We start from the raw sequence: 25,515 nt of genomic DNA, 5'->3' as shown, positions 1-25,515 counted from the left end.
CGCCATGACCGATCACATGATGCGCCTTGCCGGCCTCGAGCCGTTCAACGTCACGTCCGGGACGCTCTTCATCAACGTCGGCGAACGCACCAACGTCACCGGCTCGAAGGCGTTCGCGCGGATGATCCTGAACGGCCAGTTCGACGAGGCGCTCGCCGTCGCGCGCCAGCAGGTCGAGAACGGCGCGCAGGTGATCGACATCAACATGGACGAGGCGATGCTCGATTCGAAGGCGGCGATGGTGCGCTTCCTGAACCTGATCGCCTCCGAGCCGGACATCGCGCGCGTGCCGATCATGATCGACTCGTCGAAGTGGGAAGTGATCGAGGCCGGCCTCAAGTGCGTGCAGGGCAAGGCGATCGTGAACTCGATCTCGCTGAAGGAAGGCGAGGAAGCGTTCCGCCATCACGCGAACCTGATCCGCCGCTACGGCGCGGCCGCGGTCGTGATGGCGTTCGACGAGACGGGCCAGGCCGATACCTACGCGCGCAAGACCGAGATCTGCAAGCGCTCGTACGACTTCCTCGTGAATGAAGTCGGCTTCCCGCCGGAAGACATCATCTTCGACCCGAACATCTTCGCGGTCGCGACCGGCATCGAGGAGCACAACAACTACGCGGTCGACTTCATCGAGGCGACCCGCTGGATCAAGCAGAACCTGCCGTACGCGAAGGTGAGCGGCGGCGTGTCGAACGTGTCGTTCTCGTTCCGCGGCAACGACCCGGTGCGCGAGGCGATCCACACCGTGTTCCTGTACCACGCGATCCAGGCCGGGATGGACATGGGCATCGTGAACGCGGGCCAGCTCGGCGTGTACGCCGATCTCGACGCGGAACTGCGCGAGCGGGTCGAGGACGTGATCCTGAACCGCCGCGAGGATTCCACCGACCGGCTCCTCGAAATCGCCGACAAGTTCAAGGCGGGCGGCGCGAAGAAGGAAGAGAACCTCGAGTGGCGCAATCAGCCGGTCGAGAAGCGGCTTTCGCATGCGCTCGTGCACGGCATCACGAACTTCATCGTCGAGGATACGGAAGAGGTGCGCGCGAAGATCGCCGCGGCCGGCGGCCGCCCGATCAACGTGATCGAAGGCCCGCTGATGGACGGGATGAACATCGTCGGCGACCTGTTCGGCCAGGGCAAGATGTTCCTGCCGCAGGTCGTGAAGTCGGCGCGCGTGATGAAGCAGGCCGTCGCGCACCTGATCCCGTTCATCGAGGAAGAAAAACGGCTGCTCGCGGAAGCGGGCGGCGACGTGCGCGCGAAGGGCAAGATCGTCATCGCGACCGTGAAGGGCGACGTGCACGACATCGGCAAGAACATCGTGTCGGTCGTGCTCCAGTGCAACAACTTCGAAGTCGTCAACATGGGCGTGATGGTCCCGTGCAACGAGATCCTCGCGAAGGCGAAGGTCGAGGGCGCGGACATCATCGGGCTGTCGGGCCTCATCACGCCGAGCCTCGAGGAAATGGCGTACGTCGCGTCCGAAATGCAGCGCGACGATTACTTCCGCGTGAAGAAGATTCCGCTCCTGATCGGCGGCGCGACGACCTCGCGCGTGCACACGGCCGTGAAGATCGCGCCGCATTACGAAGGCCCGGTCGTCTACGTGCCCGACGCATCGCGCTCGGTGTCGGTCGCATCGAGCCTGCTGTCGGACGAAGGCGCGACGAAGTATCTCGACGAACTGAAGTCCGATTACGAACGGATCCGCGAACAGCACGCGAACCGCAAGGCCCAGCCGATGGTCACGCTCGCCGAGGCGCGCGCGAACAAGGCGAAGCTCGACTGGGCGGGCTACCGGCCCGTGAAGCCGAAGTTCATCGGCCGCCGCGTGTTCAAGAACTACGACCTGAACGAGCTCGCGAACTACATCGACTGGGGCCCGTTCTTCCAGACCTGGGATCTCGCGGGTCCGTACCCGGCGATCCTGAACGACGAGATCGTCGGCGAATCGGCGCGGCGCGTGTTCTCCGACGCGAAGTCGATGCTCGCGCGCCTGATCCAGGGCCGCTGGCTCACCGCGAACGGCGTGATCTCGCTGCTGCCGGCGAACACGGTCAACGACGACGACATCGAGATCTACACCGACGATTCGCGCTCCGAAGTGCTGCTCACGTGGCGCAACCTGCGCCAGCAGAGCGTGCGTCCGGTGGTCGACGGCGTGATGCGCCCGAACCGCTCGCTCGCGGACTTCATCGCGCCGAAGGAATCAGGCGTCGCCGACTACATCGGGATGTTCGCGGTCACGGCCGGCCTCGGCGTCGACGTGAAGGAAAAGCAGTTCGAAACCGACCACGACGACTACAGCGCGATCATGCTGAAGGCGCTCGCCGACCGCTTCGCGGAAGCGTTCGCCGAGGCGATGCACGCGCGCGTGCGCCGCGAGCTGTGGGGCTATGCGAGCGGCGAAACGCTCGACAACGATGCGCTGATCGCCGAAAAGTACGCGGGCATCCGCCCGGCGCCCGGCTACCCGGCCTGCCCCGACCACCTCGTGAAGCGCGACATGTTCGCCGCGCTGCATGCGGAGGAAATCGGGATGAGCGTGACCGAATCGCTGGCGATGCTGCCGGCCGCGAGCGTGTCGGGCTTCTATCTCGCGCACCCGGACAGCCGCTACTTCTCGGTCGGCAAAATCGGGCAGGATCAGCTGGACGACTACGCGCGGCGGATGTCGCTGTCGCTCGCCGACGCCCGGCGCGCGCTCGCGCCGCAGCTCTGACCGATGCCGGCGGGCGGGCGGCCCGCCATTTCGTCAGAGGAAATGAAAAGCCCGCTCGAAAGCGGGCTTTTTTGCGTTGCCGACGATCTTTCGATCGGGCGGGCAAGGAAGCTCAGAAGCCCCAGTGCACGTCGGCCTGGCCGGCCTTCGCTTCGCGCAGCATCGTAAGGAAGGGTGCGACGCGCTGCGCGAGGCTCGGCGGCACTTCGTGGTGCGCGTGGTCGTCGTCGTCCTCGTGGAAGTGGCCCGCGTGCTCGGCGCGCTCCTGCTTCGCCTGCGCGACCGCGCCTTCCAGCTTGGCGATTGCGTGGTCCAGTTCGTCGTGCGTAATCACACCGCGCTCGCCCAGCTGCTTGCCGACGAGACCCAGCACATACACGGCGAAATCCTTCAGCACGTCGAGATCCTGTGCCGCCTTGCTCTTGAACGTAATCATGACAATTCCCTTTTCATCTTGTTGTGCCTGCCCGGCGCGGTTGGGGGGACGCCGGCAGACCGGCGTGCGGCCTCACGAAGCCGGGGCGCCTGAGCGGCATATTAGCACCTGTTAAAATTCTGCGATCCCTGAAACGCGCGCTTAAAAAGCGCGCCGGCCGGCCGGTGTTTCCGGCAGCCACCAACGAAGCCTTCTACCAGCATGCTGCCAGCACACAAACAGACCCTCGAAGCCCTGCTCGCGGATAGCGTCACGCAGGTCGCACACGCGCTGAAAGGCGCCGACGCAGCGTTCGTCGCCCCGGCCATCACGCTGGAGCGCCCGAAGGTCGCCGCGCACGGCGACGTCGCGTGCAACGTCGCGATGCAGCTCGCCAAGCCGCTCGGCACGAACCCGCGCCAGCTCGCCGAGAAGATCGTCGCCGCCCTCACGGCCCAGCCGGCCGCGCAAGGGCTCGTCGATGCCGCCGAAATCGCCGGCCCCGGCTTCATCAACCTGCGCCTGACGGCCGCCGCGAAACAGGCGGTGATCGCCGCCGTGTTCGAGCAGGGCCGCGCGTTCGGCACGTCGGACCGCGAAAAGGGCAAGCAGGTGCTGCTCGAATTCGTGTCGGCCAACCCGACCGGCCCGCTGCACGTCGGCCACGGCCGCCAGGCGGCCCTCGGCGACGTGCTCGCGAACGTGATCGCGAGCCAGGGCTACGCGGTGCACCGCGAGTTCTACTACAACGATGCCGGCGTGCAGATCGGCAACCTGGCGATCTCGACGCAGGCGCGCGCGCGCGGCCTGAAGCCGGGCGACGCGGGCTGGCCGGAAGCCGCGTACAACGGCGAATACATCGCCGACATCGCCCGCGACTACCTGAACCGCGAGACGGTCGCCGCGAAGGATGGCGAGCCGGTCACGGGCGCGGGCGACATCGACGATCTCGACGCGATCCGCAAGTTCGCGGTCGCGTATCTGCGGCACGAGCAGGACATGGATCTGCAGGCGTTCGGCGTGAAGTTCGACCAGTACTACCTCGAGTCGTCGCTGTACAGCGAAGGCCGGGTCGAGAAGACGGTCGACGCGCTGGTCAAGGCCGGCATGACCTACGAGCAGGACGGCGCGCTGTGGCTGCGCACGACCGACGAAGGCGACGACAAGGATCGCGTGATGCGCAAGTCGGACGGCACGTACACGTACTTCGTGCCGGACGTCGCGTACCACGTGACGAAATGGGAGCGCGGCTTCACGCAGGTGATCAACATCCAGGGCTCGGACCACCACGGCACGATCGCGCGCGTGCGCGCGGGCCTGCAGGGTCTGCACGTCGGCATCCCGAAGGGCTATCCCGACTACGTGCTGCACAAGATGGTCACCGTGATGCGCGATGGCCAGGAAGTGAAGCTGTCGAAGCGCGCGGGCAGCTACGTGACGGTGCGCGACCTGATCGAATGGTCGGGCGGCGCGGCACCGGGCCAGGAAGCGGCGCCCGACCTGATCGACGAGGCGACCATCACGCGCGGCCGCGACGCGGTCCGTTTCTTCCTGATCTCCCGCAAGGCCGACACCGAATTCGTGTTCGACATCGACCTCGCGCTGAAACAGAACGACGAGAATCCGGTCTACTACGTCCAGTACGCGCATGCGCGCATCTGCTCGGTGCTCAACGAACTGAAGTCGCGCTACAACGTCGACGTGGCGCAGCTGCCGGGCGCCGACCTGGCGCAGCTCACGAGCCCGCAGGCCGTGTCGCTGATGCAGAAGCTCGCCGAGTATCCGGACATGCTCACGCATGCGGCGAAGGAACTGGCGCCGCATGCGGTCGCGTTCTACCTGCGCGATCTCGCTGGTGAATTCCACTCGTTCTACAATGCGGAGCGCGTGCTGGTGGACGACGAAGCACCGCGCAACGCGCGCGCCGCGCTCCTCGCCGCGACCCGGCAGGTGCTCGAGAATGGTCTGGCGGTGCTCGGCGTGTCCGCGCCCGCCAAGATGTAAGCGGCCCGAACGGGGCAGCGAATGGCCGCGGCAGGAGCGCCTGCCCCGGCCTTTTCACGATTCTTTTTGCAGGTGACTCAAGCAATGGCACAACCACGCCGAACTTCGAAGCAATCGAAACAAGCCGGAGGGACATTTCTTGGAATCGTGCTGGGCCTGATCGTCGGCCTCGCGATCGCGGTGGTGGTGGCGCTCTACATCACGCGTTCGCCGTCGCCGTTCGTGTCGAAGGTCGCACCGCCGCCGACCGACACCGGCGCGAGCCAGCCGCAGCAGTTCGACCCGAACCGCGCGCTGCAGGGCAAGACGCCCGGCCAGCCGGTGCCGCAGGCCGCGCAGCCCGCGCCGCCCAACACCGCGCCCGGCCAGGCCGCGAACCAGACCCAGGGCGGCCTGCTGCCCGAACCGCAGATCGTCGAGGTGCCGCCGTCGGGTAACGCGAACGGCTCGAACACCACCGCATCGAACAATGCGCCGTCGGGCAACGGCGTCGCCGTCGCGCCAAAGCCGGCCGACAACACGCCGCCGCCGAAGAAGACGCAGCAAGCCCAGCAACAGCAGCAAGGCGGCGAGGACGATCTCGCGCGCTTCGCCGCGCAGAAGCAGGCGCAGCAGGCGGCCGCGCAGAAACAGCAGCAACAGCAACTGGCCGCGAACACGCCGAAGCCGGCGCCGTCCGCAACATCCGCCACGTCCGCCGCTGCAGCGAAGCCGCCGACCGCGAACGACGCGAACACCGGCTACTTCCTGCAGGTCGGCGCGTACAAGACGGAAGGCGACGCCGAGCAGCAGCGCGCGCGCCTCGGCTTCCAGGGCTTCGAGTCGAAGGTGTCGAAGCGCGATGTCAGCGGCGTGACCTATTTCCGCGTGCGCGTCGGCCCGTTCTCGAAGTTCGAGGATATGAACTCGGCCCGTCAGCGGCTGTCCGATGCAGGTGTCGACACGGCGGTGATCCGCTTCACGAAGCAGTAAGCAACCAGCCGCGCCCACGCAGAACCCGTTACGTTTCGTCATCCAAGCAACTGATTCGACGCTTACAACATGAAAAAACTACTTAGCACGCTCCTCCTGTCCCTCGGCCTGGCCGCCGCGGGCTTCGCCCAGGCGTCGCCCGCCGCGCCTGTGTCCGGCAAGGACTTCGAGGTGATGAAGTCGCCGCAGCCGGTGTCCGCACCGGCCGGCAAGGTCGAGGTCATCGAATTCTTCTGGTACGGCTGCCCGCACTGCTACGAATTCGAGCCGACGATCGAGGCCTGGGTGAAGAAGCAGGGCAACAACATCGACTTCAAGCGCGTGCCGGTCGCGTTCCGCGACGATTTCATCCCGCACTCGAAGCTGTTCTACGCGGTGTCCGCGCTCGGCATCTCGGAGAAGGTCACGCCGGCGATCTTCAACGCGATCCACAAGCAGAAGAACTACCTGCTGACGCCGCAGGCGCAGGCCGACTTCCTGGCGACGCAGGGCGTCGACAAGAAGCAGTTCATGGACGCGTACAACTCGTTCAGCGTGCAGGGCCAGGTGAAGCAGTCGGCCGAGCTGCTGAAGAGCTACGCGATCGACGGCGTGCCGACGGTCGTCGTCCAGGGCAAGTACAAGACGGGCCCGGCTTACACGAACAGCATCCCGGGCACCGCTCAAACGCTCGACTACCTCGTGAAGCAGGTTCAGGACAAGAAGCTCTGATCCCCGCCCGCGCGCCGGCATGACTACTCCGCTGAAGGTCTTCATCACCGGCGCGTCGAGCGGCCTCGGCCTCGCGATGGCCGAGGAATACGCCCGCCAGGGCGCCACGCTCGCTCTCGTCGCGCGCCGCACCGATGCCCTCGATGCGTTCGCGCGACGCTTCCCCAAGCTGTCCGTCTCCGTCTATAGCGCCGACGTGCGCGACGCCGATGCGCTCGCGACGGCCGCCGCGTCGTTCATCGCCGCGCACGGCTGCCCCGACGTCGTGATCGCGAACGCGGGCATCAGCCAGGGCGCAGTCACGGGCCAGGGCGACCTCGCCACGTTCCGCGACGTGATGGACATCAACTACTACGGGATGGTCGCGACGTTCGAGCCGTTCGTCGGCCCGATGACGGCCGCGCGCCACGGCACGCTGGTCGGTGTCGCGAGCGTCGCCGGCGTGCGCGGCCTGCCGGGCTCCGGCGCGTACAGCGCGTCGAAGTCGGCCGCGATCAAGTATCTCGAGGCGCTGCGCGTCGAGCTGCGCCCGGCCGGCGTCGGCGTCGTGACGATCGCGCCCGGCTATATCCGCACGCCGATGACCGCGCACAACCCGTACCGGATGCCGTTCCTGATGGATGCCGATCGCTTCGCGGCCCGCGCCGCGCAGGCGATCGCGCGGCAGCACGCGTTCCGCGTGATTCCGTGGCAGATGGGCGTCGTCGCGAAGGTGCTGCACGTGTTGCCGCGCTGGCTCTACGACCGCCTGTTCGAGAAGGCGCCGCGCAAGCCGAAGGCCGGCGCGCACTGAGTGCGTCGCGCATCCGGCACGCCGTGCGTGCCGGACCGGCGCTGCGCCTTTCCCCCTCCCTCACCGCCGCCCCAACGCGCATTCCGTCGCGAACGCAGCCGTTGTTCGCTCAATTCGCCGCGTTCCGACGCCTTTTTTCACGCGCCGCGCGCTTTGCCGGTATGCTATTCGCCAGCCGCGCCGCCCCGTCCACCATCGGGCCGCGCCTGCATTCCGCATGCATTCCGACATCCGGCAAAAATCACAAGTCACGTGGGAGAACCTATGCACGCCAAGCTGTTCACCGCGGCTGCGCTCGCCGCCGCCCTCGCCGCTCCCGGCCTCGCCGTCGCCAAGCCGCTCACCGTCTGTACGGAATCGAGCCCGGACGGCTTCGACGTCGTGCAGTACAACTCGCTCGTCACCACCAATGCATCGGCCGACGTGATCTTCAACACGCTCGTGTCGTACGACGAAGCCGCGAAGAAGGTCGTGCCGGCGCTCGCCGACAAATGGGAAGCCAGCGCCGACGGTCTCACGTACACGTTCCACCTGCGGCCGAACGTCGCGTTCCAGACCACCGACTACTTCAAGCCGGGCCGCCCGCTGAACGCGGACGACGTCGTGTTCACGTTCTCGCGGATGCTCGACGATGCGAACCCGTGGCACAAGGTGGCCGGCGCGAGCGGCTTTCCGCACGCGCAGTCGATGGGCCTCGTGAAGCTCGTGAAGTCGGTCACGAAGGTCGACGACAACACGGTGAAGTTCGTGCTGAACGAGCCGAACGCGACGTTCGTGTCGATCCTGACGATGGGCTTCGCGTCGATCTACTCGGCCGAATACGCGGACCAGCTGCTGAAGGCCGGCAAGCAGGCCGACCTGAACGCGAAGCCGGTCGGCACCGGCCCGTTCGTGCTGAAGAGCTACACGAAGGACGCGCTGATCCGCTACGACGTGAATCCGACCTACTGGGGCGTGAAGCCGAAGGTCGACCGGCTGATCTACGCGATCACGCCGGACGCGTCCGTGCGCATGCAGAAGGTGAAGGCCGGCGAATGCCAGATCGCGCTGTCGCCGAAGCCGCAGGACGTGCTCGCCGCGAAGGGCGAAAGCGCGCTGAAGGTCGTGCAGACGCCCGCGTTCATGACCGCGTTCGTCGCGCTGAACACGCAGAAGAAGCCGCTCGACAACGAGAAGGTGCGCGAGGCGCTGAACCTCGCGTTCGACCGCGCGACCTACCTGAAGGTCGTGTTCGACAACACGGCGACGGCTGCGAACAACCCGTATCCGCCGAACACGTGGAGCTACGCGAAGGACATCGCGCCGTATGCGTACGATCCCGCGAAGGCGAAGCAGCTGCTCGCGTCGGCCGGTTTCCTGAACGGCTTCTCGACGACGATCTGGACCCGCCCGACGGGCAGCGTGCTGAACCCGAACCCGAAGGCCGGCGCGGAACTGCTGCAGGCCGACCTCGCGAAGATCGGCGTGAAGGCCGAGGTGAAGGTGATCGAATGGGGCGAGCTGATCAAGCAGGCGAAGCTCGGCCAGCATGACATGCTGTTCATGGGCTGGGCCGGCGACAACGGCGATCCGGACAATTACCTGTCGCCGCTGTTCAGCTGCAACGCGGTGAAGTCGGGCATCAACTTCGCGCGCTTCTGCGACGCGCAGCTCGACAAGCTGATCGCCGACGGCAAGGCGACCGCCGACCAGGCCAAGCGCGCGAAGCTGTACGAATCGGCGCAGAAGGTGATCCACGATCAGGCGCTGTGGATTCCGCTCGGCTACCCGACCGCGGCCGCGCTCACGCGCCCGAACGTGAGCGGCTATCACGTCAGTCCGTTCGGCCGCCAGAACTTCACGACCGTCTCCGTGCAGTAACCGCGCGTGGCGCGCAAGCGACGGCATCCCGGCCCGTCGCTTGCGGCCCGCGCGGCGCGCTTGCTACACTGCGCGCTCATTCCTCATACCGGACGCCAGCCAAAGTGAACAACTAAGCCTTCCCAAAAATGTTTTCGCCGCCGTGCCACGCACGCCGCGCGAAGGGTTTCACGCATTTTCGGAGGTGCTTATGGCTGCTGCCACGCCCATCGGCGCGCTCGTCGCGCTTCATCACGTTTCCTTCCGCTTCGACGACGGCGTCACGCTGTTCGATTCGCTCGACCTTTCCATCGACCGCACGCCGACGGGCATCGTCGGCCGCAACGGCGTCGGCAAGAGCCTGCTCGCGCAACTGATCGCGGGCCGGCGCACGCCCAGCTCGGGCACGATCGACCGGCACACGCCCGTCGTCTACGTCGCGCAGCAGCACGACGACGCGCCGGCCGGCACGCGCACCGTCGCGGAGATCGCCGCGCTCGATGCGCCGCTCGCGGCCCTGGCGCGCCTCGCGGACGGCCGCGCGCACGCGCTCGATTTCGACCTGATCGGCGATCGCTGGGACCTCGCCGAGCGGCTGCGCGCGGCGCTCGACGCGGCCGGCCTGCACGACGTGCGCGCCGACACGCCGGCGCACGCGCTGAGCGGCGGCCAGCTGGCGCGCGTCGCGCTGATCGGCGCATTGCTGTCGGAGGCCGGGCTGCTGGTGCTCGACGAACCGACCAACCATCTCGATGCAGCGGGCCGCGCGTGGCTGCGCGCGGCGCTCGACGGCTGGCGCGGCGGCGTCGTCATCGTCAGCCATGACCGCGCGTTGCTCGCGCACGTGCAGCGCATCGTCGAACTGACGCCGCACGGCGTGCGCGCGTATGGCGGCAACTACGCGCTGTACCGCGCCCAGCGCGACGCGGAACAGGATGCCGCGCAGGCCGCGCTCGAGCATGCGCACGCGGAGCGCGGGCGCGTGAGACGCCGGCTCGAACAGGAACACGACACGATCCAGCGCCACGCGGCCGGCGCGCTGCGCGACGCGAAGACGGCCAACCTGTCGTCGATGGCACGTCAGCGCCGCAAGGGCGCGGCGCGCAACATCATGGGGCAGGTCCGGCGTCATCAGAACGACTTCAAGGCGACGCTCGACGAGCGCGTGCAGGAAGCGGCCGCACGCGTCGAAGCCGACGCGCCGGTGCTCGTGTCGTTGCCGGGCACCGAGGTCAGCGCGCGCCGCCAGCTGTTCACGCTCGAGCATGCGCAATTGCCGTGGGATGCCGCCGGGCGCGCGGACGCGATCACGTGGTCGGCCAGCGGCCCGGTGCGCATCGCGCTGACGGGCCCGAACGGCTGCGGAAAATCGACGCTGCTGCGCATGCTCGCCGGCGAACTCGCGCCGCGCTCCGGGGCATGCACGACGCATGTGAGCGCCGCGTATCTCGACCAGCGGCTTGCGCTGCTCGACCCCGAGCGCTCGATCGTCGAGCAGTTGGGACTGCTCGATACGCCGCTCGCCGAAGGCGACCTGCGCAGCCGGCTCGCGTTGCTGCAGCTCGATGCCGCACGCGCGACGCAGCCGGTGCACCGCCTGAGCGGCGGCGAACGGCTGAAGGCCGCGCTCGCGTGCGCGTTGTGGCGCGGCACGCCCGCGCAACTGCTGCTGCTCGACGAGCCGACCAATCACCTCGATCTCGAATCGGTGCGCTCGATCGAAGCCGCGCTGGCCGGTTTCCCCGGCGCGATCGTGGTCGCGTCGCACGACGCCGCGTTTCTTGCGGCGCTCGAACCGACGCACACGATGCAATGGCAGCGCGACGGGTGGCGTTACGAACCCGTCGCGTGATTGGTGCTCACGATCGCTCGCCTTTGCGCGTGACGTGCGGATTGGAATCGGCGAGCCGCCGCCTGAAAAGGCGCTTCGATTCGCGCACGCCAGGGTCGGTCAGGGCGGCGGATTTCGCTTTGCCGACCGCACGCGGATCGATATTCATTTCCATGCGCCCCTCCCTCGTCGGTTGGATCATGCGTCGAGCTTCGCAGGCCGACGCATGATCCGGTTTGCGGGGCGTACGGCGCTTGAAGCGCCAACGACGGCGACGTAGCGTCGCGCATCGAACAGCCGGAGCGGTCAGGCCCGCGCGTAGCGAATCACGCCGTCGTCGCCGTGCTCGCGCACGAGCTCGCCCGCGAGCCACAGCAGATTCAGGTGGGCGAGCGCCTCGCCGAGCGCGAACGTCATCTGGTGGATGTCGAGCTCGCGGCGGCGGAACATGATCGGCACGATGTCGGCGGCGCTCATCGGCTGCTCCGCGCAAGCCGTGCGCACTTCGTCGAGCCGCGCGTCGTGATGCGCGCGCAGTTGCGCGATGCGCGTGCGCACGCCGCGGAACGGCTTGCCGTGCGACGGCAGCACGAGCGTGTCGGGCGCCATCGTTTCGTAGCGGCCGAGCGATTCCAGATACAGCGCGAGCGGGTTCGCTTCCGGTTCGAGATCGAACACGGACACGTTGGTCGAGATGCGCGGCAGCACCATGTCGCCGGAGATCAGCACGCCGTCCGCTTCACTGTGCAGCGCGCAATGTTCAGGCGAATGGCCGTAGCCGGTGACGACGCGCCACGTGCGCGCGCCGATCTTCACCGCGTCGCCTTCGCGCAGGCGGCGGTAGCGCGGCGGCACGGCCGGCACGAGATCCGAGTAGTAGCTGCGGCGGCTGCGCAGCTTGTCGAGCGCGGCCGGATCGGTCAGCCCGTGGCGCGCGAAGTGATCGGCCGCGGCCGCGCCGCCGGCGTTCGAGCCGTTGCCGGCCGCCATCAGGCAGCCGAACATGTATTCGCCGAGCGTCATCCACAGCCGCACGTTCCAGCGGCCTTTATCACCGCCTTCGCACAGCCAGTTCGCGAGGCCGAAGTGATCGGGATGGCAGTGCGTGACGAGCACGCGCAGCACCGGCAGCCCGTCGAGATGCCGATCGAAGATCTGTTCCCAGTGCGCCCGGATCGCATCCGACGAGATCCCGCAGTCGACGACCGTCCAGCCGGCCTGCCCATCGATCTCGTCGCGCAGCAGCCAGAGATTGATGTGATCGAGCGAAAACGGCAGCGGCATGCGCAGCCAGCGCACGCCGGGAGCGACCTCGAACGTGTCGCCCGCGGCGGGCAGCGTGTCGGCGAAGGGATAGTCGAGTTGGTGTTCCAGTGCGTTCATCGGTCGGGTGTCTCGTCGTTGTCGTTGCAGATGCAGCTGCAAATGCGGGGTACGTATGCGGGGGCAATGCGATTGCATGAGCGCGCGGGCGGCAGGCCGCGGCGGGCATCGCGTCGATTCTATCGCCGTCGCGTGAAACGCGTGCCCGGCGGGCGCCGGCCGCGCAAAAAAGTTCGTGTCAGAATCCGTTCCGTACCCGTATCTTTACGCGAAGATGCACCGAACGGCATGCAACCGCGCACAACCCGCGCATTGACGGCACTTGGCGCCGGACCCCGAAACCCGTTGAAATGCCGACTTGGGCGCTAAAATGGCGGGTGCTTACAGTCCCTCTCGAACGAGCCTGCACGCAATGAATCACTTCCCCAAGCTGCTGTCGTCGCAGATCGGTTTCGACGTCGCGCAGACGATGCTCGAAAACTTCGACCGTCACTACCGGATCTTCCGGGAAGCCGCGGTCGACGCGAAGACGCTATACGAGCGCGCCGACTGGCACGGGCTGCAGCGGCTGGCGCGCGAGCGGATCACGTCGTACGACGATCGCGTGCAGGAATGCGTCGAGGTGCTGCAGGACGAATACGACGCGGAGAACATCGACGACGAGGTGTGGCAGCAGATCAAGCTGCACTACATCGGCCTGCTCACGTCGCACCGCCAGCCCGAGTGCGCGGAAACGTTCTTCAATTCGGTGTGCTGCAAGATCCTGCACCGCTCGTATTTCAACAACGATTTCATCTTCGTGCGGCCCGCGATCTCGACCGAATACCTCGAGAACGACGAGCCGGCCGCGAAGCCGACCTATCGCGCGTACTACCCGGGCACCGACGGGCTCGCGGCCACGCTCGAGCGCATCGTCACGAACTTCCAGCTCGAGCCGCCGTTCGAGGATCTCACGCGCGACATCGGCTGCGTGCGGCAGGCGATCACCGACGAATTCGGCGAGTTCGACGCCGCGCCGAATTTCCAGATCCACGTGCTGTCGTCGCTGTTCTTCCGCAACAAGAGCGCGTACATCGTCGGCCGCATCATCAACGCCGATCGCGTGCTGCCGTTCGCGGTGCCGATCCGCCACGTGCGCCCGGGCCTGCTCGCGCTCGACACCGTGCTGCTGCGCCGCGACCTGCTGCAGATCATCTTCAGCTTCTCGCACTCGTATTTCCTCGTCGACATGGGCGTGCCGTCCGCGTACGTGGATTTTCTCTGCACGATCATGCCCGGCAAGCCGAAGGCCGAGATCTACACGTCGGTCGGCCTGCAGAAGCAGGGCAAGAACCTGTTCTACCGCGACCTGCTGCACCATCTGTCGCATTCGAGCGACCGCTTCATCATCGCGCCCGGGATCAAGGGCCTCGTGATGCTCGTGTTCACGCTGCCGTCGTTTCCGTACGTGTTCAAGATCATCAAGGATCACTTCCCGCCGCCGAAGGAAACGACGCGCGAGCAGATCATGGAGAAGTACCAGCTCGTGAAGCGCCACGACCGTCTCGGACGGATGGCCGACACGCTCGAGTATTCGAGCGTCGCGCTGCCGATCTCGCGGCTCGACCATGCGCTCGTGCGCGAGCTGGAGAAGGAGGTGCCGTCGCTGCTCGAATACGAGGACGGCAACCTCGTGATCAAGCACCTGTACATCGAGCGCCGGATGATCCCGCTCAACCTGTACCTGCAGAACGGCACCGACGCCGAGATCGAGCACGGCGTGAAGGAGTACGGCAACGCGGTGAAGGAGTTGATGAAGGCCAACATCTTCCCCGGCGACATGCTCTACAAGAATTTCGGCGTCACGCGCCACGGCCGCGTCGTGTTCTACGACTACGACGAGATCGAATACCTGACCGACTGCAACGTGCGGCGCGTGCCGCCGCCGCGCAACGAGGAAGACGAACTGTCCGGCGAACCGTGGTATACCGTGGGCCCGCACGACATCTTTCCGGAAACCTACGGACCGTTCCTGCTCGGCGACCCGCGCGTGCGGGCCGTCTTCATGAAGCATCACGCGGACTTTTTCGAAGCCTCGCTGTGGCAGGCCAGCAAGGACAAGCTGCTGCAGGGCGAGTTGCCCGATTTTTTCCCGTACGACGTGTCGCTGCGTTTCAGCGTGCGCTACCCCGATCGCTTCGACGCGACGTCGGACGCCGGCGACGGCGACAGCGCGGGCAATGCGCAGCGCGCTGCATGACGCAGGCCGAATCGCACGCCCGGATCCAATCGAATCGAACCGTTATCGACCCGCTTTCCGCCAACGGAATCCACACCCGATGAATACTCAAGACAATCCGCTTTCACACCTGTTCGACAACAACGACGCCTGGGTCAAGCGCCAGCTCGCCGACGATCCCGATTTCTTCGCGCGTCTCGCCGACCAGCAGGCGCCGGAATATCTGTGGATCGGCTGCTCGGATTCGCGCGTGCCCGCGAACCAGATCATCGGCCTGCCGCCGGGCGAAGTGTTCGTGCACCGCAACATCGCGAACGTCGTCGTGCACAGCGACCTGAACTGCCTGTCGGTGATCCAGTTCGCGGTCGACATCCTGCGCGTGAAGCACATCATGGTGGTCGGCCACTACGGCTGCTCGGGCGTGAACGCGGCCCTGCACAACCGCCGCGTCGGCCTCGCCGACAACTGGCTGCACCACGTGCAGGACGTGCGCGAACGCCACGCGGCGCTGCTCGACGAATGGCCGGTCGGCGAGGCGCGCTATCGCCGCCTGATCGAGCTGAACTCGATCGAGCAGGTCGTCAACGTGTGCCGCACGACGATCGTCAACGACGCGTGGGCGCGCGGCCAGTCGCTCACCGTGCACGGGCTCGTGTACGGCGTGCACGACGGGCGGATGCGCAACCTCGGGATGGCCGTGTCGAACTTCGACGCGCTCGACGCAACCTACAAGCGCTGCGTCGCGGCGCTCACCGCGCGCGGCCAGCACGCGCCGGACAACGACATGGTCGCGGCGGACGCCGCGCAGCTCGACGACGTCGCGCAGGCGGTCGCCGATACGCTCAAGCCGTCGTGCGGCGACGCGAAGTAACCGGCGCCGGCGCGGCGCGCACGCGCCGCGCGTCCTCCGGCTGAAGATGCGCACGAGCCTGGTCGCGACGGGTAGCGAACTGATCTGACACCGGCACTGCCGCGACGGCGGTGCAACGCAAAGGAGCGGCGAACATGAAAACCGTACTGATCGTCGGCGCATCGCGCGGCTTGGGGCGCGAATTCGTCCGGCAATACCGCCGCGATGGCTGGAACGTGATCGCGACCGCGCGCGACGACGCATCGCTCGCCGCGCTGCGCGAGCTCGGCGCGCAAGCCTATGCGCTCGACATCGCGCAACCCGAACAGATCGCGGCGCTCGGCTGGAAGCTCGACGGCGAACGGCTGGATGCGGCCGTGCTCGTGTCGGGCGTGTACGGGCCGCGCACCGAAGGCGTCGAGACGATCGGCGCCGAGGATTTCGACGCGGTAATGCATACGAACGTGCGCGGGCCGATGCAGCTGCTGCCGATCCTGCTGCCGCTCGTCGAGGACGCACGCGGCGTGCTGGCCGTCGTGTCGAGCCGGATGGGCAGCATCGCGGAAGCGACCGGCACGACCGGCTGGCTGTACCGCGCGAGCAAGGCCGCGCTGAACGACGTGCTGCGCATCGCGTCGCTGCAGACGCGCCACGCCGCGTGCATCTCGCTCCATCCCGGCTGGGTGCGCACCGACATGGGCGGCGCGCAGGCCGCGATCGATCCGGAAACCAGCGTGACCGGCATGCGCCGCGTGATCGCCGAAGCCGGCGCGGACGTGTCCCGAGCCAACGGCCGTTTCTTCCAGTACGACGGCGTCGAGCTCAGCTGGTGAGCCGGCATGACAACCCGGCGTCGTTAATTCACGATTCGCATGATTTTGAACCGACCTGACGCGTGCCCGTGCGGCGGCGCGTCCCCCACTCCCGCCGGCAAAGCCCCGGCGCCGCGCTATGCGGCGTGCTGCGGGCGCTTCATCGACGGCGGCGAAGCCGCGCCCACCGCGCTCGAGTTGATGCGCTCGCGGTACAGCGCGTACGTGCTCGGCGCGACCGACTACCTGCGCGCGACCTGGGACGCGCGCACCTGCCCGGCCGATCTCGATGCCGACCCGAATGCGCCCGACGCGCCGCGCTGGCTCGGCTTGGCGGTCAAACGCCACGCGCTGCTGGACGAACGGCACGCGGAGGTCGAGTTCGTGGCCCGCTACAAGGTCGGCGGGCGCGCGTACCGGCTCCACGAGACGAGTCGCTTCGCCCGCGACGAGCACGGTTTCTGGCGTTATGTCGACGGCGAAGTAAGTGAACGCTGACAAATAGTTGCCGTGTCAGACGCCGGGTAATTCCCGCATTGCACAACCTGAATTTGTCGGGCTACGATGGCCCCTCGGATCGGTCATGTTGCATGGCAGGGCTTACGAATGGCGTTCAGCAAAGTATTGGTGGGATGGATGGCGGCCTGTGCGCTGTCGGCCGCTCAGGCCGGTGCGCTGCCGAACGCAAATACCGGCGCGGCCGCGGCCGCCGGCTCGCTCGCCCATGCCGAGCGCTTCGATTACGGCGATTCGCGCCTCCCGCAAGTCGCCGCGAACCTCAACGAACAAGTCATCAGCATCCCGGCCGATGCGTCGGGCACCGTGATGCTCGAGGCCACGCTGTTCAAGCCGGACGGCCCCGGCCCGTTCCCGCTCGTCGTCTTCAACCACGGCAAGAACACCGGCGATCTGCATCTGCAGCCGCGCAGCCGGCCGCTCGCGTTCGCCCGTGAGTTCGTGCGCCGCGGCTATGCGGTGGTCGCGCCGAACCGCCAAGGCTTCGCCGGGTCGGGCGGCACGTACCAGCAGGAAGGCTGCAACGTCCGCAAGAACGGCCTCGCGCAGGCCGCCGACGTCGCCGCGACGGTCCGCTACATGTCGCGTCAGTCGTACGTCGATGCGTCGCGCATCGTCGTCGCCGGCACGTCGCATGGCGGCCTCGCTTCGGTCGCGTACGGCACCGAAGCGGCGCCGGGCGTGCGCGGCATCATCAACTTCTCAGGCGGGCTGCGCCAGGATCTCTGCGACGGCTGGCAGCGCAATCTCGTCGAAGCATTCGACCAGTACGGCGCGCATACGGCCGTGCGCTCGCTGTGGCTGTACGGCGACAACGATTCGGTGTGGACGCCCGCGCTCGTCGCGCAGATGCACGACGCGTATGTGTCGCACGGCACGCAGGCGCAATTCATCGATTTCGGCCGCTACAAGGACGACGCGCACCGGCTGATCGTCGACCGCGACGGCGTGCCCGTGTGGTGGCCGGCCGTGCATGCGTTCCTCGCGGACCTGAGCCTGCCGACCTCGGTGCGCTATGCGGTCGCGAACCCGCACGAACCGAATGCGACCGGCTACGCGTCGATCGATGCGGTCGAGGCGGTGCCGTTCCTCGACGCGGCCGGCCGCGAAGGCTATCGACGCTTCCTGAGCCAGCATCCGAGCCGCGCGTTCGCGGTGTCCGCCGAAGGCGCGTGGTCGTGGGCCGAAGGCGGCGACGACCCGATGGCGCTCGCGCTCGACACCTGCACGAAGCAGGGTGCGGGTGCATGCCGGCTGTATGCGGTCAACGACCGCGTCGTGTGGAACGGCGCGACGCAGACGGCCGACAACGGCGACGCCGATACGCACGCGCTGGCTTCGCGCTGATCGCGGATGGCGACGCCCAGGATCGGGCGGTTTCGGCATCGTCTCCTTCGCTTCTGTCCCTGCTCCCGGTAACTGAGCGCTCGCGCGGCGCGCAGCGGCGTTTGCATATCGCGACGGCCGGCCTCCGGGGCTTTCGGCATCGTCCCCTTCGCTTCTCGCCCTGCTCCCTGTACTGAACGCTCGCGCGGCCCGGAGCGGCGTTTGCATATCGCGACGGCCGGGGGATCCGGGGCTTTCGGCATCGTCCCCTTCGCTTCTCGCCCTGCTCCCTGTACTGAACGCTCGCGCGGCCCGGAGCGGCGTTTGCATATCGCGACGGCCGGCGTCCGGGGCTTTCGGCATCGCCCCTTCTCGCTCCTCTCCCTGTACTGAACGCTCGCGCGGCCCGCGGCGGCGTTCGCGCCCGGTCGCCGGATCATGAGAGCCGCCGAAGCGCGGCCGAGACCCGAAGCCGTTTCCCGGCGCCGTTCCCGATCCCCCTGCGTCCGACTCCGCCCCTTCGCCCACCCCATGCATTGCCTCGCGCGTCGCGCCCCTTTTCCCTTCCCGCCCCGATTTTTGGTCCTCGCGCGCCGGTCCGCCCCACGATTTTTTCTGTCAGGGGGTCTCACTCGAACGTCGTCATCTGCGCTCATTTCGGGATATCTGGCGCGTACCGTTCCGAGCACCCCGGATCTGCGCCGAACTCCCGCCCGGCAAGGCGTTGCGGCGTTTGTAACCGGTAGTGCAACGCGCGGCGGAACACGCTAATCTCAGCGCGTTTTCCGTCTGTCGCCGCGCGGCATCCGTTCGATGCGCGCCGCCGTTTTACCCCCCCGGAGTTGCCTTGAGTACGCCAGCCACCGACGACTGGGTCGCGCGCAGCCTGCGCGCGGTCTGGCATCCCTGCACCCAGATGAAGCACCACGAGCGCCTGCCGCTCATTCCCGTCGCGCGCGGCGCGGGCGTGTGGCTGTACGACCGCGACGGCCGCCGCTACTTCGATGCGATCAGCTCGTGGTGGGTGAACCTGTTCGGCCACGCGAACCCGGACATCAACGCGGCGCTGAAGGACCAGCTCGACACGCTCGAGCACGCGATGCTCGCCGGCTGCACGCACGAGCCGGCGATCGAGCTCGCCGAGCGGCTGCACGTGCTCACCGCGCGCACGCTCGGCCATGCGTTCTTCGCGTCGGACGGCGCGTCGGCGGTCGAGATCGCGCTGAAGATGAGCTTCCACGCGTGGCGCAACCGCGGCCGCGCGGACAAGCGCGAGTTCGTGTGCGTCGCGAACAGCTATCACGGCGAGACCATCGGCGCGCTCGGCGTGACCGACGTGGCGCTGTTCAAGGATGCGTACGATCCGCTGATCCGCAACGCGCACGTGGTCGCGTCGCCCGACGCACGCGGCGCGCAGCCGGGCGAAACGGCCGCCGACGTCGCGGGCCGCGCGCTCGACGACGTGCGGCGCCTGTTCGCCGAACGCGCGGACCGGATCGCCGCGCTGATCGTCGAGCCGCTCGTGCAATGTGCGGCCGGCATGGCGATGCACGATCCGTCGTACGTGCGCGGGCTGCGCGCGTTGTGCGACGAGTTCGGCGTGCACCTGATCGCCGACGAGATCGCGGTCGGCTGCGGCCGCACCGGCACCTTCTTCGCGTGCGAGCAGGCCGGCGTCTGGCCCGATTTCCTGTGCCTGTCGAAGGGCATCAGCGGCGGCTACCTGCCGCTGTCGCTCGTGCTCACGCGCGACGACGTGTTCGCGGCCTTCTACGACGACGACACGACGCGCGGCTTCCTGCATTCGCATTCGTACACCGGCAACCCGCTCGCGTGCCGCGCGGCGGTCGCGACGCTCGACCTGTTCGCGCGCGACGACGTGCTCGCCGCCAACACGCGCAAGTCGGCCGCGATGCGCGCCGCGCTCGCGCCGCTCGACGCGCACCCGCAGGTGCGTCACTTGCGCGAGCGCGGCACGCTGTTCGCATTCGACGTCGCGCTCGACGGCGACGCGGCACGCGGCTTCTCGCGGCGCTTCTTCGAGCGCGCGCTCGAACGCGAACTGCTGCTGCGTCCGATCGGCACGACCGTGTACCTGATGCCGCCGTATGTGATGAGCGACGACGATATCGCGTGGCTCGCGCAGCGCACGCGCGACACGCTGGATGCGACGCTCGCGGAGATCATGCAATGACACACACGGCCACCCGCTCACTTCGCTCGCTGCCCGCCGACGGGGCGACTGCCTCACGTGGGGCGGCCCCGCAAGATGCCGCGACGAACCTGCTCGATACGCTGCAACGCGGCCTCGCCGAGCTCGACGCACAAGGGTTGCGCCGCGTGCGCCGCACCGCCGACACCGCGTGCGATGCGCACATGCGCGTCGACGGCCGCGACATCGTCGGCTTCGCGAGTAACGACTATCTCGGCCTCGCCGCGCATCCGGCGCTCGTCGCCGCGTTCGCCGAAGGCGCGCAGCGCTATGGCTCCGGCAGCGGCGGCTCCCACCTGCTCGGCGGCCATTCGCGTGCGCATGCAACGCTCGAGGACGAACTCGCGGCCTTCGCGGGCGGCTTCTCCGACGCGCCGCGCGCGCTGTACTTCAGCACCGGCTACATGGCGAACCTCGCCGCGATGACGGCGCTCACCGGCAAACACGCGACGATCTTCTCCGATGCGCTGAACCACGCGTCGCTGATCGACGGGATCCGGCTGTCGCGTGCGAACGTGCAGGTCTATCCGCATGCGGACATGGCCGCGCTCGCCGCGCTGCTCGACGCGTCCGACGCCGAAACGAAACTGATCGTCAGCGACACCGTATTCAGCATGGATGGCGACATCGCGCCGCTCGCCGAACTCGTCGCGCTGGCCGAACGCCACGGCGCGTGGCTCGTCGTCGACGACGCGCACGGCTTCGGCGTGCTCGGGCCCCAGGGCCGCGGCGCGCTCGCGGCCGCCGCGCTGCGCTCGCCGAACCTGATCTACGTCGGCACGCTCGGCAAGGCCGCCGGCGTCGCGGGCGCGTTCGTGATCGCGCACGAGACCGTGATCGAATGGATGATCCAGCGCGCGCGCAGCTACATCTTCACGACGGCCGCGCCGCCGGCCGTCGCGCATGCGGTATCGGCGAGCCTGAAGGTGATCGCCGGCGACGAAGGCGACGCGCGGCGCGCGCACCTCGCCGCGCTGATCGAGCGCACGCGCGCGCTGCTGCGCATGACGCGCTGGCAGCCGGTCGATTCGCACACGGCCGTGCAGCCGCTCGTGATCGGCAGCAACGACGCGACGCTCGCGGCGATGCGCTCGCTCGACGCGCACGGCCTGTGGGTGCCCGCGATCCGGCCGCCGACGGTGCCCGTCGGCACGTCGCGGCTGCGCGTATCGCTGTCGGCAGCGCATTCGTTCGACGATCTCGCACGGCTCGAAGCCGCCTTGATCGAAGCCAGCGAGGGGCAGACCCGGCAGGAGGCAGAACAACCCCCACGCTCACTGCGTTCGCTGCCGCCCGAGGGGGCTGCAGCCTCCCTTGGGGCGACCCGGCGGGATGCAGAACAACCCCCACGCTCACTGCGTTCGCTGCCCCCCGAGGGGGCTGCAGCCTCCCTTGGGGCGGCCCGGCGGGAGACTGCGGCATGACCGCCCCGCTCTCGCTGTTCGTCACCGGCACCGACACCGAAATCGGCAAGACCTTCGTATCGGCTGCGATGCTGCACGGCTTCGCGCGGCATGGCCTGCGTGCAGCCGCGCTGAAGCCCGTCGCGGCGGGCGCGTATGAACGCGACGGCGTGTGGCGCAACGAGGACGCCGACCAGCTCGACGCAGCCGCGAACGTCGTGCTGCCGCCCGAACTGCGCACACCGTTCCTGCTGAAGGCACCCGCCGCGCCGCATATCGTCGCGGCACAAGAAGGCGTGACGCTCGACATCGACACGATCGTCGCGTGCCATCGCGAAGCGCTGACGCGCGCGGATATCGTCGTCGTCGAAGGCGCCGGCGGCTTTCGCGTGCCGCTGAACGACACGCAGGACATGGCCGATCTCGCGGTCGCGCTCGGCGTGCCCGTCGTGCTCGTCGTCGGCGTGCGGCTCGGCTGCATCAGCCATGCGCTGCTCACCGCCGACGCGATTCGCCAGCGCGGCCTCGCGCTCGCCGGCTGGGTCGCGAACCACGTCGACCCGGCGATGTCGTTCCCCGACGAGAACGTCGCGACGATGCGCGACTGGCTCGCCCGCGAGCACGGCGCGCCGCTGCTCGGCCGCATTCCGCACATGAGCCCGGCCGCCGCCGAATCCGCCGCGGCGATGCTCGACATCGCCGCGCTCGTCGAGACGCTGCGCGCCGCGCAGCATTGACCCAACAGAAACAGATCCCCCGATCCCTCATCCCCGTCCAGGACAGGAAAACGATATGACCCAAGCCCAGACCGCCACCGTGCAACCCGACGCGATTCCCGTGGCCGCTCCGGCCTCGCAGCGCTGGCGCGTCGCCGACGTCGTCGCGCTGTTCGAGCTGCCGTTCAATGACCTGATCTTCCGCGCGCAGCAGGTGCATCGCGAACACTTCGACGCGAACGCGGTGCAGCTGTCGACGCTGCTGTCGATCAAGACGGGCGGCTGCGAGGAAGATTGCGGCTACTGCTCGCAATCGTCGCACCACGACACGGGCCTGAAGGCCGAGAAGCTGATGGACGTCGACGCGGTGCTCGACGCCGCGCGCGCGGCGAAGGCGAACGGCGCGAGCCGTTTCTGCATGGGCGCCGCGTGGCGCAACCCGAAGGAGCGCCACATGCCGGCGCTGACCGAGATGGTGCGTGGCGTGAAGGAACTCGGCCTCGAAACCTGCATGACGCTCGGCATGCTGGAAGACGAGCAGGCGCAGGAACTCGCGAACGCGGGCCTCGACTACTACAACCACAACCTCGACACGTCGCCGGAGTTCTACGGCCAGGTGATCTCGACGCGCACGTACCAGGATCGCCTCGACACGCTCGACCGCGTGCGTGATGCAGGCATCAACGTGTGCTGCGGCGGCATCATCGGGATGGGTGAATCGCGCCGCGAACGCGCGGGCCTGATCTCGCAGCTCGCGAACCTGAACCCGTATCCGGATTCGGTCCCGATCAACAACCTCGTCGCGATCGAAGGCACGCCGCTCGAAGGCACCGCACCGCTCGACCCGTTCGAATTCGTGCGCACGATCGCGGTTGCGCGGATCACGATGCCGAAGGCCGTCGTGCGCCTGTCGGCCGGCCGCGAGCAGCTCGACGACGGGCTGCAGGCGATGTGCTTCCTCGCCGGCGCGAACTCGATGTTCTACGGCGACCAGCTGCTGACGACGAGCAACCCGCAGTCGCAGAAGGATCGCGCGCTGTTCGAGCGCCTCGGCATCCGCGCGAGCGACGCGGACGCGATGCAGGCGAACGCGTAAGCGGCAGCACCGCGTACCAACGAAAAAGCCGGGGCATGCCCCGGCTTTTTTTCACCCGATCGTCTGCACCGGTCATCCTGCGCATCGCGAAGCGTGCGCGTCACACGTGCGCCGCCGCGCCGTCGAGCGCCGCGCGCACGCGCTCGACCTGCTGGGCGTCGACGGGCGCCAGTACCTCGCCGCGCACCCGCACGCCCGAGCCGAAATGCACCGCGCGCACGCCGGTCGCGCGGACGAAATCGCCGACCGCATCGACCGTCAGCCCCGAGCCGGCCAGCACCGTGCAGGTCGAGCCGGCCGACTGCCGCACCATCCGCGTGATCGTCGCGACCGCGTCGAGCACCGACGGATGGCCGCCCGACGTCAGCACCGACGTGACGGCCGGCACGCGCAATAGCGCATCGAATGCGGCGTTCAGGTCGCGCGACACGTCGAACGCGCGGTGGAACGTCAGGTCGCGCCCGTCAGCGGCGGCAGCGATGCGGGCGAGCGCGTCGAGATCGACGTCGCCGCGCGCATCGAGCGCGCCGAACACGACACCGTTCGCGCCGGCCGCGACGGCCGCGCGCACGTCGCGTTCGATCACGCGCAGGTCGTCGGCGTCGTAGACGAACGAGCGGCTGTGCGGTCGCACGATCACGTTGACCGGAATCGGCACCGCGGCCACGACGGCCTCGATCAGCCCGACGCTCGGCGTCAGGCCGCCTTCGGTGATCGCGGTCACGAGTTCAAGGCGGTCGGCGCCCGCGCGGGCGGCGGCCTTCGCATCGCCGACGGTCGTGGCGATCACTTCGAGGAGAACGGAGGAACGGGTGGTACGGTTCATCGGCGGCTCGCGAATCGTCAGGACAATTCGCGCATCCTAGCCGAGCGGCGAGATGGACGCCAGCCTCCCGGCCGCCGCGCCGTCGGTTACACCGTCAGTCGCGCCGCGCAAGCCACACGCCGACGAGTGCGGACAGGCCGATCACCACGGCGCCGGGCGCGAACCGGAACATCCGCGCGCTCACGTCCACGCCCTGCTGCTGCATCACCTCGACGATTCCCGGCGCCAGCAGGAGCGTCACCCAGCCGATCATCCCGAACGCGGTGGTCGCGGTTGCGATGAGCAGTGCGATGCCCGCGCCGCGCGCACGCGGCCGGAACGCGCCGGCGAATGCGCCCACGGCCAGGAGCACGGCCGACAACCCGAACAGCACGGCGACGGATACGAGCATCACCCCCGTATGGCCGAGCTTCATGAACGCCATCATCTGCGCGGAGATCACGCACATGCCCGCGATCGTGAACAGCACGATCGCGACCGCGTTGCGCATGACACTCATGCGCTCGCCTGGAAATACGCGGTCGCGGGGCGCCGGAACAGCAGGTAGACGAACAGCGCGAACAGCAGGAAGCCCGGAATCAGCACCACGAACATCGACGCCGGCATGTTGATGAACGAGAACGCGAAGCCGACCACGGCCGTCGCGATGTAAGCCTTGCGCGACCATTCGCGGCCCTTGAGGATCGCGATGCCGATCACGATGTTCACGACTTCGAGGATCACGCCGATGCCGAGCGTCGCCCAGACGGGCAGCAGGTAGTGCGACAGCAGCGCCTGGGTGGTCGGCATGCCGATCGTGAAGGGCGTATAGATGCACGTGATCGCGTTGGTCACGATGATGATCCACGCGAGAATGGTCAGCGAAATCGGTCTTTTCATTATGTTTTCCTTTTTATTCGCCGCCATGGTGGCCCCCGGGACGGCGCGCGC

The 25,515-nt window shown here is 68.0% G+C and carries 22 protein-coding genes; 16 read left to right on the top strand and 6 right to left on the bottom strand.

All coding sequences use genetic code 11. The annotated features are described in order from the left end of the window. Positions 1 to 4 precede the first annotated feature (4 nt). Positions 5 to 2,722 (top strand): methionine synthase, encoded by a 2,718-nt coding sequence (gene metH, locus SB771_RS25015; RefSeq protein WP_175662528.1) that lies wholly within the window; start codon positions 5 to 7, stop codon positions 2,720 to 2,722. Positions 2,723 to 2,834: 112 nt separating this feature from the next. On the opposite strand, the gene SB771_RS25010 is transcribed toward metH, so the two are convergent. Then, positions 2,835 to 3,158 (bottom strand): DUF1840 domain-containing protein, encoded by a 324-nt coding sequence (locus SB771_RS25010; protein ID WP_012364816.1) that lies wholly within the window; start codon positions 3,156 to 3,158, stop codon positions 2,835 to 2,837. A 201-nt stretch (positions 3,159 to 3,359) separates the two neighbouring features. On the opposite strand from SB771_RS25010, the gene argS reads away from it, so the two are divergent. The 6 genes from argS to SB771_RS24980 all read left to right on the top strand — a co-directional run bounded on the left by argS (position 3,360) and on the right by SB771_RS24980 (position 11,308). Further along, positions 3,360 to 5,141: an arginine--tRNA ligase gene (gene argS / locus SB771_RS25005; protein ID WP_175662529.1), complete on the top strand. Its 1,782-nt coding sequence runs from the start codon at positions 3,360 to 3,362 to the stop codon at positions 5,139 to 5,141. 84 nt (positions 5,142 to 5,225) lie between these two features. Next, positions 5,226 to 6,113 carry an SPOR domain-containing protein gene (locus SB771_RS25000; RefSeq protein WP_138847078.1) on the top strand — a complete coding sequence of 296 codons (888 nt, stop codon included), beginning with the start codon at positions 5,226 to 5,228 and terminating at the stop codon, positions 6,111 to 6,113. A 69-nt stretch (positions 6,114 to 6,182) separates the two neighbouring features. Continuing rightward, entirely contained in the window at positions 6,183 to 6,824 is a 642-nt protein-coding gene (locus tag SB771_RS24995) for a thiol:disulfide interchange protein DsbA/DsbL (protein ID WP_105832860.1), read from the top strand. Between the two features lie 19 nt (positions 6,825 to 6,843). After that, positions 6,844 to 7,617 carry an SDR family oxidoreductase gene (locus SB771_RS24990; protein ID WP_006750886.1) on the top strand — a complete coding sequence of 258 codons (774 nt, stop codon included), beginning with the start codon at positions 6,844 to 6,846 and terminating at the stop codon, positions 7,615 to 7,617. A 264-nt stretch (positions 7,618 to 7,881) separates the two neighbouring features. After that, the gene (locus tag SB771_RS24985; protein WP_175662530.1) at positions 7,882 to 9,477 is read left to right on the top strand and encodes an ABC transporter substrate-binding protein; all 1,596 of its coding nucleotides are present in this window, start codon (positions 7,882 to 7,884) and stop codon (positions 9,475 to 9,477) included. Between the two features lie 190 nt (positions 9,478 to 9,667). Next, positions 9,668 to 11,308, top strand: coding sequence for an ABC-F family ATP-binding cassette domain-containing protein (locus SB771_RS24980; protein ID WP_175662531.1), 1,641 nt, complete (start codon positions 9,668 to 9,670; stop codon positions 11,306 to 11,308). 7 nt (positions 11,309 to 11,315) lie between these two features. Here SB771_RS24980 and SB771_RS24975 read toward each other — a convergent pair whose 3' ends face one another. After that, complete coding sequence (locus SB771_RS24975; RefSeq protein ID WP_175662532.1) at positions 11,316 to 11,462, bottom strand: hypothetical protein; 147 nt, start codon at positions 11,460 to 11,462, stop codon at positions 11,316 to 11,318. A gap of 131 nt (positions 11,463 to 11,593) precedes the next feature. After that, positions 11,594 to 12,670: an MBL fold metallo-hydrolase gene (locus SB771_RS24970; protein ID WP_175662533.1), complete on the bottom strand. Its 1,077-nt coding sequence runs from the start codon at positions 12,668 to 12,670 to the stop codon at positions 11,594 to 11,596. Positions 12,671 to 13,022: 352 nt separating this feature from the next. Here SB771_RS24970 and aceK point away from each other — a divergent pair, with 352 nt between their 5' ends. The 9 genes from aceK to bioB all read left to right on the top strand — a co-directional run bounded on the left by aceK (position 13,023) and on the right by bioB (position 23,759). After that, positions 13,023 to 14,849, top strand: a complete 1,827-nt coding sequence (gene aceK, locus SB771_RS24965) for a bifunctional isocitrate dehydrogenase kinase/phosphatase (protein WP_175662534.1) — start codon at positions 13,023 to 13,025, stop codon at positions 14,847 to 14,849. Between the two features lie 79 nt (positions 14,850 to 14,928). Beyond that, positions 14,929 to 15,699 carry a carbonate dehydratase gene (gene can, locus SB771_RS24960; protein WP_126228610.1) on the top strand — a complete coding sequence of 257 codons (771 nt, stop codon included), beginning with the start codon at positions 14,929 to 14,931 and terminating at the stop codon, positions 15,697 to 15,699. A 134-nt stretch (positions 15,700 to 15,833) separates the two neighbouring features. Further along, the gene (locus SB771_RS24955) at positions 15,834 to 16,511 is read left to right on the top strand and encodes an SDR family oxidoreductase (RefSeq protein WP_011658064.1); all 678 of its coding nucleotides are present in this window, start codon (positions 15,834 to 15,836) and stop codon (positions 16,509 to 16,511) included. A gap of 39 nt (positions 16,512 to 16,550) precedes the next feature. Further along, the gene (locus SB771_RS24950) at positions 16,551 to 16,988 is read left to right on the top strand and encodes a YchJ family protein (RefSeq protein WP_105832854.1); all 438 of its coding nucleotides are present in this window, start codon (positions 16,551 to 16,553) and stop codon (positions 16,986 to 16,988) included. A 108-nt stretch (positions 16,989 to 17,096) separates the two neighbouring features. Further along, positions 17,097 to 18,353, top strand: coding sequence for a dienelactone hydrolase family protein (locus tag SB771_RS24945; protein ID WP_175662535.1), 1,257 nt, complete (start codon positions 17,097 to 17,099; stop codon positions 18,351 to 18,353). An 826-nt stretch (positions 18,354 to 19,179) separates the two neighbouring features. Then, complete coding sequence (gene bioA, locus SB771_RS24940; protein WP_165752112.1) at positions 19,180 to 20,526, top strand: adenosylmethionine--8-amino-7-oxononanoate transaminase; 1,347 nt, start codon at positions 19,180 to 19,182, stop codon at positions 20,524 to 20,526. Beyond that, positions 20,523 to 21,968: an 8-amino-7-oxononanoate synthase gene (gene bioF / locus SB771_RS24935; RefSeq protein ID WP_175662536.1), complete on the top strand. Its 1,446-nt coding sequence runs from the start codon at positions 20,523 to 20,525 to the stop codon at positions 21,966 to 21,968. Before bioA ends, bioF begins: the two co-directional genes overlap by 4 nt. Further along, positions 21,965 to 22,684, top strand: a complete 720-nt coding sequence (gene bioD / locus SB771_RS24930; protein WP_175662537.1) for a dethiobiotin synthase — start codon at positions 21,965 to 21,967, stop codon at positions 22,682 to 22,684. The genes bioF and bioD overlap by 4 nt, the downstream gene beginning before the upstream one ends. A gap of 55 nt (positions 22,685 to 22,739) precedes the next feature. Continuing rightward, entirely contained in the window at positions 22,740 to 23,759 is a 1,020-nt protein-coding gene (bioB, locus tag SB771_RS24925) for a biotin synthase BioB (protein WP_006750874.1), read from the top strand. 100 nt (positions 23,760 to 23,859) lie between these two features. On the opposite strand, the gene SB771_RS24920 is transcribed toward bioB, so the two are convergent. From SB771_RS24920 to SB771_RS24910, 3 genes are all read right to left on the bottom strand, one after another. Next, entirely contained in the window at positions 23,860 to 24,585 is a 726-nt protein-coding gene (locus tag SB771_RS24920) for a copper homeostasis protein CutC (protein ID WP_175662538.1), read from the bottom strand. Positions 24,586 to 24,679: 94 nt separating this feature from the next. Then, positions 24,680 to 25,084: a hypothetical protein gene (locus tag SB771_RS24915; protein WP_175662539.1), complete on the bottom strand. Its 405-nt coding sequence runs from the start codon at positions 25,082 to 25,084 to the stop codon at positions 24,680 to 24,682. Continuing rightward, positions 25,081 to 25,464, bottom strand: a complete 384-nt coding sequence (locus SB771_RS24910; RefSeq protein ID WP_175662540.1) for a hypothetical protein — start codon at positions 25,462 to 25,464, stop codon at positions 25,081 to 25,083. The genes SB771_RS24915 and SB771_RS24910 overlap by 4 nt, the downstream gene beginning before the upstream one ends. Positions 25,465 to 25,515: the final 51 nt, after the last annotated feature.

Origin of the sequence: Burkholderia sp. SIMBA_051, from assembly GCF_046534915.1 — a bacterium.
Lineage (GTDB): Bacteria > Pseudomonadota > Gammaproteobacteria > Burkholderiales > Burkholderiaceae > Burkholderia > Burkholderia ambifaria.
The sequence above is the reverse complement of the archived record's forward strand: the minus strand, read 5'-3'. Positions and strand labels throughout refer to the sequence as shown.

Bases quoted from the DNA above. Each gene is read 5' to 3' on its own strand.
- bioB (WP_006750874.1), top strand. From the start codon at position 22,740: ATGACCCAAGCCCAGACCGCCACCGTGCAACCCGACGCGATTCCCGTG.
- metH (WP_175662528.1), top strand. From the start codon at position 5: ATGACCGATCACATGATGCGCCTTGCCGGCCTCGAGCCGTTCAACGTC.
- SB771_RS25010 (WP_012364816.1), bottom strand. From the start codon at position 3,158: ATGATTACGTTCAAGAGCAAGGCGGCACAGGATCTCGACGTGCTGAAG.
- can (WP_126228610.1), top strand. From the start codon at position 14,929: ATGAATACTCAAGACAATCCGCTTTCACACCTGTTCGACAACAACGAC.
- SB771_RS24910 (WP_175662540.1), bottom strand. From the start codon at position 25,464: ATGAAAAGACCGATTTCGCTGACCATTCTCGCGTGGATCATCATCGTG.
- SB771_RS24945 (WP_175662535.1), top strand. From the start codon at position 17,097: ATGGCGTTCAGCAAAGTATTGGTGGGATGGATGGCGGCCTGTGCGCTG.
- SB771_RS24980 (WP_175662531.1), top strand. From the start codon at position 9,668: ATGGCTGCTGCCACGCCCATCGGCGCGCTCGTCGCGCTTCATCACGTT.
- SB771_RS24975 (WP_175662532.1), bottom strand. From the start codon at position 11,462: ATGGAAATGAATATCGATCCGCGTGCGGTCGGCAAAGCGAAATCCGCC.
- SB771_RS24920 (WP_175662538.1), bottom strand. From the start codon at position 24,585: ATGAACCGTACCACCCGTTCCTCCGTTCTCCTCGAAGTGATCGCCACG.
- SB771_RS24970 (WP_175662533.1), bottom strand. From the start codon at position 12,670: ATGAACGCACTGGAACACCAACTCGACTATCCCTTCGCCGACACGCTG.
- SB771_RS25000 (WP_138847078.1), top strand. From the start codon at position 5,226: ATGGCACAACCACGCCGAACTTCGAAGCAATCGAAACAAGCCGGAGGG.
- bioF (WP_175662536.1), top strand. From the start codon at position 20,523: ATGACACACACGGCCACCCGCTCACTTCGCTCGCTGCCCGCCGACGGG.
- argS (WP_175662529.1), top strand. From the start codon at position 3,360: ATGCTGCCAGCACACAAACAGACCCTCGAAGCCCTGCTCGCGGATAGC.
- SB771_RS24915 (WP_175662539.1), bottom strand. From the start codon at position 25,084: ATGAGTGTCATGCGCAACGCGGTCGCGATCGTGCTGTTCACGATCGCG.
- aceK (WP_175662534.1), top strand. From the start codon at position 13,023: ATGAATCACTTCCCCAAGCTGCTGTCGTCGCAGATCGGTTTCGACGTC.
- SB771_RS24995 (WP_105832860.1), top strand. From the start codon at position 6,183: ATGAAAAAACTACTTAGCACGCTCCTCCTGTCCCTCGGCCTGGCCGCC.
- bioD (WP_175662537.1), top strand. From the start codon at position 21,965: ATGACCGCCCCGCTCTCGCTGTTCGTCACCGGCACCGACACCGAAATC.
- SB771_RS24990 (WP_006750886.1), top strand. From the start codon at position 6,844: ATGACTACTCCGCTGAAGGTCTTCATCACCGGCGCGTCGAGCGGCCTC.
- SB771_RS24985 (WP_175662530.1), top strand. From the start codon at position 7,882: ATGCACGCCAAGCTGTTCACCGCGGCTGCGCTCGCCGCCGCCCTCGCC.
- SB771_RS24950 (WP_105832854.1), top strand. From the start codon at position 16,551: ATGATTTTGAACCGACCTGACGCGTGCCCGTGCGGCGGCGCGTCCCCC.
- SB771_RS24955 (WP_011658064.1), top strand. From the start codon at position 15,834: ATGAAAACCGTACTGATCGTCGGCGCATCGCGCGGCTTGGGGCGCGAA.